This is a genomic window from Bacillus bruguierae, from assembly GCF_037104725.1.
Classification (GTDB): Bacteria; Bacillota; Bacilli; order Bacillales; family Bacillaceae_G; genus Bacillus_A; species Bacillus_A bruguierae.
Genome location: NZ_JBAWSX010000002.1, coordinates 498,269 through 507,300, shown reverse-complemented (window position 1 = coordinate 507,300; position 9,032 = coordinate 498,269). Strand labels below are relative to the sequence as shown.

Below are 9,032 nucleotides of genomic sequence, written 5' to 3'. Positions count from 1 at the left end.
TCCTTCTCGCTTAATTGTTGCTTTTTTAATGAATTCCATCAATCGGTAATTCTCGATGTAGATGAATAGAAATACCTTCTTGAAACTTTGGAATACATAAAAAATAAGAACCGTTTTCTTGTGTGATTTTTATGTTTCCGTTAGTTTGATTCGTAGTATAGCTTAATTTCCCCTGTTTTTTACTATGGAATTTAGGCATACCTTTTATGTCTTTCAATGTAGGAACATAACCGATTGTTTGCATTTTTTTACGAACTGACTTTTTATATTGAATAGGTTGTTTCGCGTAGGTTTCATTATATTTTTTAATGGCTGCCTGGAATCTCATTTTTGCGTCATTATAAACGAAAGAATCATTACTTTTATCTAAGTAATCATATTTGGCCGTGATCGTTGTATAATTTGGAACTTTATAACGAATACATCCACTTTCAAAACCGATAGATTCTAAATATTCATACAAACCAGAGACATATTCGTTATACACTTTTCGTTCACATCCAAACGATTTTTCTAATTTCGTTACTTGTTCAGGTGTGGGAAAAATAGCGTATCGAAATGCATAGGTAGACCATCCATCCGGTAACGACTTTTTTGTTCCTTTTATATGTACACCCTCTTTTGTGGTTGCCATATACTTTCTCCTTTCTTTCGAATTTTCATATTTATTATATCGCATAGCCTCAAAAGTACATACAAAGAACATATGTAAGCGATCACCTACCGAAAATTCATCCCCCACCTAATCGCTGGGCTACGCCCTTCTCGCTCCTTGAGGAAGGGGACTTCTTTTCGGAAAATATGTTAAAGCAAATCCCTGAGCATTTGCAACCGTTTTACTTACTTGGGCTTCTTTCCATTCACCAATCACTTCTTTTTTCTGCAAATCAGAAAGTGAATTCCAAGCGATTCCCCGTACATCTTTCGTTGTTTCTGTTGCTTTTGTTTTGCTGCCTGTTTGCTTATCAGTCGTTTGACATCCGCCTAATAATAGCGAGGAAAAAACAACTGCTGAGAGAATTATCGTCTTCAGTTGTTTCAATGTGATTCCCCTCCTATTCTATCTATTTACAATCATTTTCCACACTTTATTGTATATCCCTTATCTTCATTCGCAATCTAAGTGAAGAATCCTCTTTTCATAGAAATCTGAACTTCAACTCACAACTCTGTCCAATTCTTATATGCTTCATAATGGAGCAAGGATGTCAAAGTTAGATTGTTGTCATCACAACTTTACACACCATAAAATTTAAATTTTATGATTTTTTTAAATTGCGTTAAAATAATTATAGAAATTAAGATTAGGAGAGATGAATTTAAACTAACCTACAAGAAAATTCTATTTACGTACAAATATTTTAATTAACTATATAAAGGGAGAATAAATATGCAATACTTTATTGGGATTGTGCCTCCAGGCGAATATCAAGAGAAAATAATTAAAGTTCAACAACGATGGGAAAATAATTTACTTGTCGATGTTGTTGAGCCACACATTACGGTAAAAGCTCAAGGTGGCTTAACTGCCGATTTAGAATGGATTGAAAAATTGAAAAAGGTTTGTGAAAGTTTTTCTGTGTTCAATGTCTCCCTAAATCAACCAATGTTTTTTGGAGAAAGTGTTCTATTCTTGAGTGTTACATCAGAGAAAATTTTTGAATTACATCAAAAAATTATTAATGTCATTTCTCCTGATAATGAATTGATAAAAAAATATATGGAACTAGATAATTATGTACCTCATTTAACAATGGGACAAACACATTGGGGGTTATCTAGTAAGGAATTAAAAAACATGGCTAAAATTACTGAAAAAGAGCTCAGTCCTTATCCTACATTTGAAGTGAGTTTCATAAGGATATATCAAGAAAAAGAAACAAACAGATATGTAAAATATCTAGATATTCCGCTTAAAAAGCATACTCAAATGTAGAGTCTTATTCGCTGTCAATTCATTTAATAAGACTTTGAAAGAATAGTAAAACGCTTGAATAGTTATCCAAGCGTTTTCAGAGTGGTGCGAGGTGCTTACATGCTAAATAAATACAATAGATTACTTTATATTTTTAACGAAAACGACTATTTACGGCGAAGCTTATAATTTCATTCATATAAAATGAGGGCCTCTATCCTATATGCCGCCGCCAAATCAATCCTCAATAATTAGAATTAAGTTACACAGCAATTTATTTTATCATCTCAACAAATTTCTGAAGAGCAGCCGAAAAAAGTACATCTTTTCTCATGATAAAATAAGTCGGTACTTTGGAATACTTCTCATGTAAATCAGTCATAATTAAAGACTGCTCATGGTCTTTCAAAATTGATTTGACCATGACGGCTATGCCCATTCCAGCTTTCACACAACCGATGATCGCTTCAATCGTACCGAATTCTAATACACGCTTTGGATAAATGCCTTCTTCTTTTAACCACTTCTCTACCCTATTCCGATAGTGACAACCGTTCCCAAATGCTAACATAGTGACTTTATCAAGCTCTTGCAAAGTATGTAATGGTTGGTGACTAATAATCGTTAGTTCTTCCTCACAAAACAGAATTGAAGTTAAATCTGGATGATGAACATTCTCGACAATGAATGCTCCTTCTAGTTTACGTTCGAGCACAAGTTGAATTAGCTCAGTGCTTGTATGGGTTTCCAATACTAATTCGACCTCAGGATAATTTTCATAATAGTTTTTTAGAAGCGGGGGTAAACGGACTGCAGCTGTAGAGTTGGTAGATCCAATTTTCAGCGTACCAAGAGGTTTAGAGTGATTACTTTGTACCAATCTGATTGATTGCTCAGTTAAATCTAGAATCTTCCTAGCATATGTTAACAAAATCTCGCCATTAGAATTTAAAGTAACTCCCTTTCCATTCCGGTAAAATAAAGGAACTCCTAGCTCATCCTCTAGCTGTTTAATTTTCATAGTGACATTTGATTGAACATAGCTTAGTGATTTTGCTGCTTTCGATATACTTCCTTCTTCGGCTACCTTTTTAAATACAGTCAAATCTTTAATATCCACATAACTCACCTCTCATGATATCAATTTTTTTGATACTTTTTATCTTTATTATTTATTTTACATGATACCTCTATATTTATACAATAAGAGCGAAGAGGAGGTAATGATAAAATGCAGAAACAAAAAATAAGAAATGATTCCACTAGCTCTTACAGGTGGGTTATCTTATTGATTGCAACTATTTCACAAACGTTTGCTACGTTTGTTACGTACGGAATTGGTCCTTTAGCTTCTTTATGGCAGCAAGTACATCACCTATCTCAGTTTCAAACAGGGTTACTTGTATCGGCTGTAAATATTGGACCGATCTTCTCGATGTTGCCATTTGGAAACTTAATGGACCGATATGGCGAAAGATGGATTGTAGGTGTAGGGTCTGTCTTTCTTGGAGCGAGTATGTTGCTTGCCTATCCAGTCAACAATTATACATATCTAGTAGTTATTTTACTATTTGTAGGAATTTGGTATGGAACGGCACAACCTGGGGGTAGTAAAGCGATTGTAAAGTGGTTTCCTCCTCAGCGTAGAGGACTTGCCATGGGCATTCGTCAAACTGGAATTCCAATTGGAGGCGCTTTAGCTTCTAGTACGCTTCCTTTCTTTTTTTACAAATATGGACTCCCTTCTGTAATCTTTGTGCAAGCAATTGTAGCTATTAGTGGGGGCCTATTGTTCATCCTATTTTATCGTGAGGAACGTTCCACCATTCAAAAAATAGAAACAGTTTCCTTCCTGACAAAGTTAAAGCAGATACGAAGAAACGATTCTCTCTACCCTATCTTTTTAATTGGAATAACAATGATGTCATTACAAATGGTGCTCGTTTCCCACCTAATGAGTTATCTTACAAATGAAGTTCATACAAATCTTCATCACGCTGGAACATTATTAAGTGTAGTATTGCTGGGCGGAATGATTGGGAGGATCCTTTTAGCATGGGCTAGTGATAACATATTTAAAGGAAATCGTGTCATCCCATTACAAATAGCTATCGGTATCACTATCTTATTGCTCCTTTGCATGTGCTATATCATGTCTTATATGACTTTTTGGTTACTTGTAATCTTATGCTTCTTTCTTGGTTTCTTTGCCATTGGGTGGTTTAGTTTATTTATCGTTTTAGTATCAGAAAGATCAGATCCGCAATTTATTGGTTTAACTGTAAGTTTTGCTTTAACATTAAATCAATTTGCTATTGTGCTTGCACCTGCATTGTTTGGTATACTTGTTGACTATTTACATAGTTATGCTGCTCCGTTTAGTATACTAGCTCTTCTTATTGCTTTGAGTGGAATATGGTTAACTATTACCGAATATCGTAACAAACAATTACATATTCAATTCACTGATGGACTCTAAGGTAATGATTGTTCATGCAGCGGTGTAGTATGCGTCAGTTTCCATCATAACTTTATTTACCTAAAGAATATTCATCCGTTCTATTCAAATATAAACTGTATTATTAAAGAAAAAATGTAGTTGTTGAAAATAAAGAAAAAGAACACATATTAAACATGTATAATATGTGTTCTAAATCTAATCTCTTTTGTTTTATAGCACATAAATTCTTTGCACATACTACACATCATTCAATAATAACGTGATGCTATCTCTACAAGAATTTATCCCGCATTAACGGGCAGTAAGACCCCCACCTCAAGATTGAAAGAAAATCGAAGAAGATAGGTGGGGGATAACTGCCCGTAAAAGCCCGATTGGTGAGGGCTTTCCATCAGTGGGAGATGAAGAAAACCCCCACTGATGGAAGTTTCACTTTATTTTAAGGTCCCTATTTCCATCATTCCCATCATTTCTTTAGTTGTAAGAATGGTAGCAAACTCCTCATGCAAGGTAGCCAGTGAAATAGCATGAATCTCTTCTGCACTATAGTAAATATTATTTGGTCCCTTCATTCCAAATGCAGCTGTAGCATCTGAAATTAGATATGTATCAAATCCCAAATTACCGCTCATTCTAGTGGTAGTTGAAACGCAATGGGGCGTAGTTAATCCAACTATAACAACCTTTTCAATGCCATTCGAACGTAAATATTCTTCCAAGTTTGTCCCTATAAATGCACTATTTACCTTCTTTTGAATAATGACTTCACCCTCAATTGGTTTTACCATATCTTTAAATTTAGAGCCCTCATGACTAGGGTGCATAATAGAATGAATATTATCTGATAGATGTTGAATATGAATAACTGGATATTTCTTTTTTCTCCATATTTTTAATAAACTTTCAATATTTTGTTCTGCTTCTAAGTTATTTCGTTTCCCCCATTTTTCATGATCAAACGCTTTTTGGACATCAATAATAATTAATGCTGCATTATCTATTTCATATAGCATGTATATTCCCTCCTAAAATATTCAAATTCTATTAAATTCTAAATTACACATATATATTTTTGCAAATAGAAGCATCTATGTAGGTGCTAGCGATTACCATACTCATGATATCAAGGCTTTTCCCCGATACGGTAAACCGGAACACAACTAACGACAAAAAGAGAGCAGATTTTCTGCTCTCTTATGATGCTTTATTGTGACAAGAGGATTCCTTGACACTTCCCATACGCTTCAGTTTATTCCAGCCTACTGCTATTCCTCGAATAGAAGAAAATATAGATTTGATTACAACATAAGTCATAAATTGACGATAAATAAAGCGTTGTAAAATTAACCAGACTAACGGTTTAGGATTTTCCTTTTCTAATCGAAAGGCAAAGAGTGAAGCTAGAAGGTCAATTGCAAAGAATAAAAGATAAAATCCTAGAACTTTCAAAGGATGACTACTAAATATGCCCATAATCATTAATACATCTGCTAATGGAGAAATCGATTGCAGAATAAATTGGAATAACCACATATTTGGCAGTGCAATAAATCCTAATGTTTTATGTTTTACATTAAATAAAGCTTTTCGGTGCTTCCATAGACACTGAAGCGTTCCATACGACCAACGATATCGCTGTTTAACAAGACTTTTTACATCTTCAGGCGACTCCGTATAAGCATATGCTTTTTCTTCATACACAATTCGATATCCTTGACGTAAAAATGTTAGAGTAAGATCCGTATCTTCCGCAAGTGTATCTTCACTTAAGTATCCCGCTTTTTCCACACGTTTTTTATGCCATGCTCCGATAGCGCCAGGAACGACAGTAATACAATTTAACTCATCAAAAGCCCTTCGTTCTAAATTGAAGCCTGTAATGTATTCAACATGTTGCCATGTAGTCAACAAATTCCGTCTATTTCCTACTTTAACGTTACCAGAAACTGCAGCTACGTTATCATCTTCGAAATGTCTAACCATTAAAGAAATAGCATCTTGAGCAATAACGGTATCGGCATCTAATGAAATAACTATTTCTCCTCGCGATTTTTGGAATCCTACATTCATTGCGGATGCTTTACCACCGTTTTCTTTTTGGATTACATACACTTTAGGATGCTGATGAAATGCTTCTTGAATTACGTTTGACGTACCATCTTTTGACCCATCATCCACAATAATAATTTCAAAATCCCGATAATCACTATCCAAAATAGAACGAATCGTCTTAGTAATAACTTTTTCTTCATTATATGCTGCTATCACAACACTAACAAAAGGTTGATAGGTAGAATTAGTAGATAAATGGGATGTAGCTTTCTTTTTTTGTCTAAATGCAAAATAAATTAAAAATAGGAACCGAAAAATACCTAATCCAATAGCAATATAAAAAATAGTCGTGAATATGTGATTCACATATCCTGCTCCTGAAAAAACAACTCGATCATAAAATAGATATGGCTTGTCCTCAGAAGAAATAGAAGGCATAACATCATCTCGTTTTTTACCCATTAAATCTGAAACTGTCACAAAACTATATCCATGTTTTTTTAAGTCTTCAATAATAATTGGTAGTGCCTCTACTGTATGAGTACGATCTCCGCCTGCATCATGAAGGAGAATAATATGCCCTTCACCGCTATAAACAGATTTAAGAACACGTTTTACCAATTCATTTGTTGATGGTTTAGTCCAGTCTTCAGGATCAACCTTTTCTCCAACCATTGTATAGTTCATATTTTGAGCACGCAAAATAGGTATTATCTCATTTGGTAAATATGGCTCAGCATCCGCTTCATATGGCGGTCTAAATAAAACCGTCGAGTGGCCTGTTGTTTCTTGAATAAGCCGTTGAGCGGCATTTAACTCCATTTTTGTTCGCATTGAAGAAGTATCCGCTATGTTAGGATGTGTAAAAGTATGATTACCTATTTCATGCCCTTCATCGTATATTCTTTTAAGAATACTAGTATTTAATTGCGCATTTTCACCAACTACAAAGAAATCAGCTTTTACCTTATACTTATTTAATATATCTAAGATTTCCGGCGTATATCTAGGATCAGGTCCATCATCAAATGTTAGTACTACTTGTTTTCCTTTTGGTTGTCCATAACGTTGCACTTGATATGACGATGGAAGTGATTGATACACTTCATCTGTAAGATAATTATCTTTTCCTACTTTAAAATCTCTAAGTCCTTTTTGACCTTCATGCGTAACTTTTAAGATTTCACCTTGCCCAGAATAACTTACTTGATTTATACTATCAATTTTACGTAATGGACTAAGATCCTTTTGTATTTCTATAGGATTTCTTAATGATTTCCATACAGTCGGATCCTCTGCTCCCAATCTCCAAAATGCAAATCCTTTTGCATCATTTTTCAATGCTATTTTCATTTGATTGTAAAGAGTCACACCATCTAAAAACCAAACAATATGATCCTGTGTACCTTCTCGATATCGAAAATAAGGATTTCCACTTATCTTATCCCATTGAATTTTTGCATTCGAATCATGTGTCATCTTCATAATGTCTGAAAAAGTTAAAGGTTTAGCCGGTTTCCTACTATTCCTTTCCCAATCATATCCATAGTTCCCGAAAGCAACTACTAGTTTTTCTGAAGGAATATCTAAATGATTAAGCATATTCTCAAACCATTTATTTGAAGCAATTGGACCTGAACTCCCAGTTTGATGGTGTTCATCATACATCATCACAATCATACGATCTATTTCTTTTGCTAAAGCTCCATAATCAAAAGTATTATCAGCAGCCGGAACATCTTGTGTCACAAGCAAATGATGTTGATGAAACACAGTAGTAAGTTCTTTCATAAATCTTGTTAGTTCATTTCGATCCGCTTCTGGTATTGACTCAAAGTCGATATTAATGCCTGCAAATTCATTGGTTTCAATTTGTTTTACTAAATCATTAATAAACTTTGTCTGTACATTAGCTGGTGCACGCAGCAATTTATGAATTAATGCACTATCCGCGCCAGAACCTTTTTGAGTAAAGTTATTGATTAAAGGTATAATTTTCACATGATTTTCTTTCGCTAACTTTACAATTTCAGGTTTAATCTCACTACTAATTGTTAAATCTTCATTTAAGTGATACCACTCTGGTATTAACATAGTTAATGAACGAATATTATCCTTTAAAGAAGTCGTACTGTTTACATCCCAGTTTACATAAAAACCGTAAACTTCTTTAGGCTGCTTATCATTAACTTCCGAATGTTGAGAATATGTATTGTTATCCGTTTTAGGATTAGAGTACTCATATCCTCCATTTTTTAATTCTTTCTGTAACTGCTGATCGTTAAGTTTTTCATTAATAGGTACAATTTTTTTATCTTGAGTTGTAGAAGTTTTCATATACGGGAATTTCGCATCTGATAAAATACTTCGAAAGAAAAAGTAAAAAACAATAATCATAATAATTATTGTAAGACATAGAAACCAATTAAAAAATATCTTCCTTCTTCCTTTAGCATCATAAAAAATGACTTTAGATTGATCTTTCTCTTGCCGCATTGTTTTCTCTATCATTTTTTTGATATACTCCTTTTATTTCCTTCTGGTGCAAGCATAAAGTATTTTAATAAGTAAAGGATTCTAACTTAATTCATCACTTATTAGCAT

7 protein-coding genes are annotated in these 9,032 nt (G+C 33.9%); 2 read left to right on the top strand and 5 right to left on the bottom strand.

Annotated elements, in window-relative coordinates:
- Positions 1-25 precede the first annotated feature (25 nt).
- Positions 26-634: a helix-turn-helix domain-containing protein gene (locus WAZ07_RS06665; RefSeq protein ID WP_336471798.1), complete on the bottom strand. Its 609-nt coding sequence runs from the start codon at positions 632-634 to the stop codon at positions 26-28.
- Positions 635-754: 120 nt separating this feature from the next.
- Positions 755-1,042 (bottom strand): hypothetical protein, encoded by a 288-nt coding sequence (locus WAZ07_RS06660; protein WP_336471797.1) that lies wholly within the window; start codon positions 1,040-1,042, stop codon positions 755-757.
- A 348-nt stretch (positions 1,043-1,390) separates the two neighbouring features.
- On the opposite strand from WAZ07_RS06660, the gene WAZ07_RS06655 reads away from it, so the two are divergent.
- On the top strand, positions 1,391-1,936 hold the full coding sequence (locus tag WAZ07_RS06655) for a 2'-5' RNA ligase family protein (protein ID WP_336471796.1): 546 nt from the start codon (positions 1,391-1,393) through the stop codon (positions 1,934-1,936).
- A gap of 253 nt (positions 1,937-2,189) precedes the next feature.
- Here WAZ07_RS06655 and WAZ07_RS06650 read toward each other — a convergent pair whose 3' ends face one another.
- Complete coding sequence (locus WAZ07_RS06650; RefSeq protein WP_336471795.1) at positions 2,190-3,035, bottom strand: LysR family transcriptional regulator; 846 nt, start codon at positions 3,033-3,035, stop codon at positions 2,190-2,192.
- A gap of 111 nt (positions 3,036-3,146) precedes the next feature.
- On the opposite strand from WAZ07_RS06650, the gene WAZ07_RS06645 reads away from it, so the two are divergent.
- Positions 3,147-4,394: an MFS transporter gene (locus WAZ07_RS06645; protein ID WP_336471794.1), complete on the top strand. Its 1,248-nt coding sequence runs from the start codon at positions 3,147-3,149 to the stop codon at positions 4,392-4,394.
- A 416-nt stretch (positions 4,395-4,810) separates the two neighbouring features.
- Here WAZ07_RS06645 and WAZ07_RS06640 read toward each other — a convergent pair whose 3' ends face one another.
- Together WAZ07_RS06640 and WAZ07_RS06635 are read right to left on the bottom strand one after the other, a co-directional pair.
- Positions 4,811-5,389 carry a cysteine hydrolase family protein gene (locus tag WAZ07_RS06640; RefSeq protein WP_336471793.1) on the bottom strand — a complete coding sequence of 193 codons (579 nt, stop codon included), beginning with the start codon at positions 5,387-5,389 and terminating at the stop codon, positions 4,811-4,813.
- A 181-nt stretch (positions 5,390-5,570) separates the two neighbouring features.
- Positions 5,571-8,939: a glycosyltransferase gene (locus WAZ07_RS06635; RefSeq protein WP_413788868.1), complete on the bottom strand. Its 3,369-nt coding sequence runs from the start codon at positions 8,937-8,939 to the stop codon at positions 5,571-5,573.
- Positions 8,940-9,032: the final 93 nt, after the last annotated feature.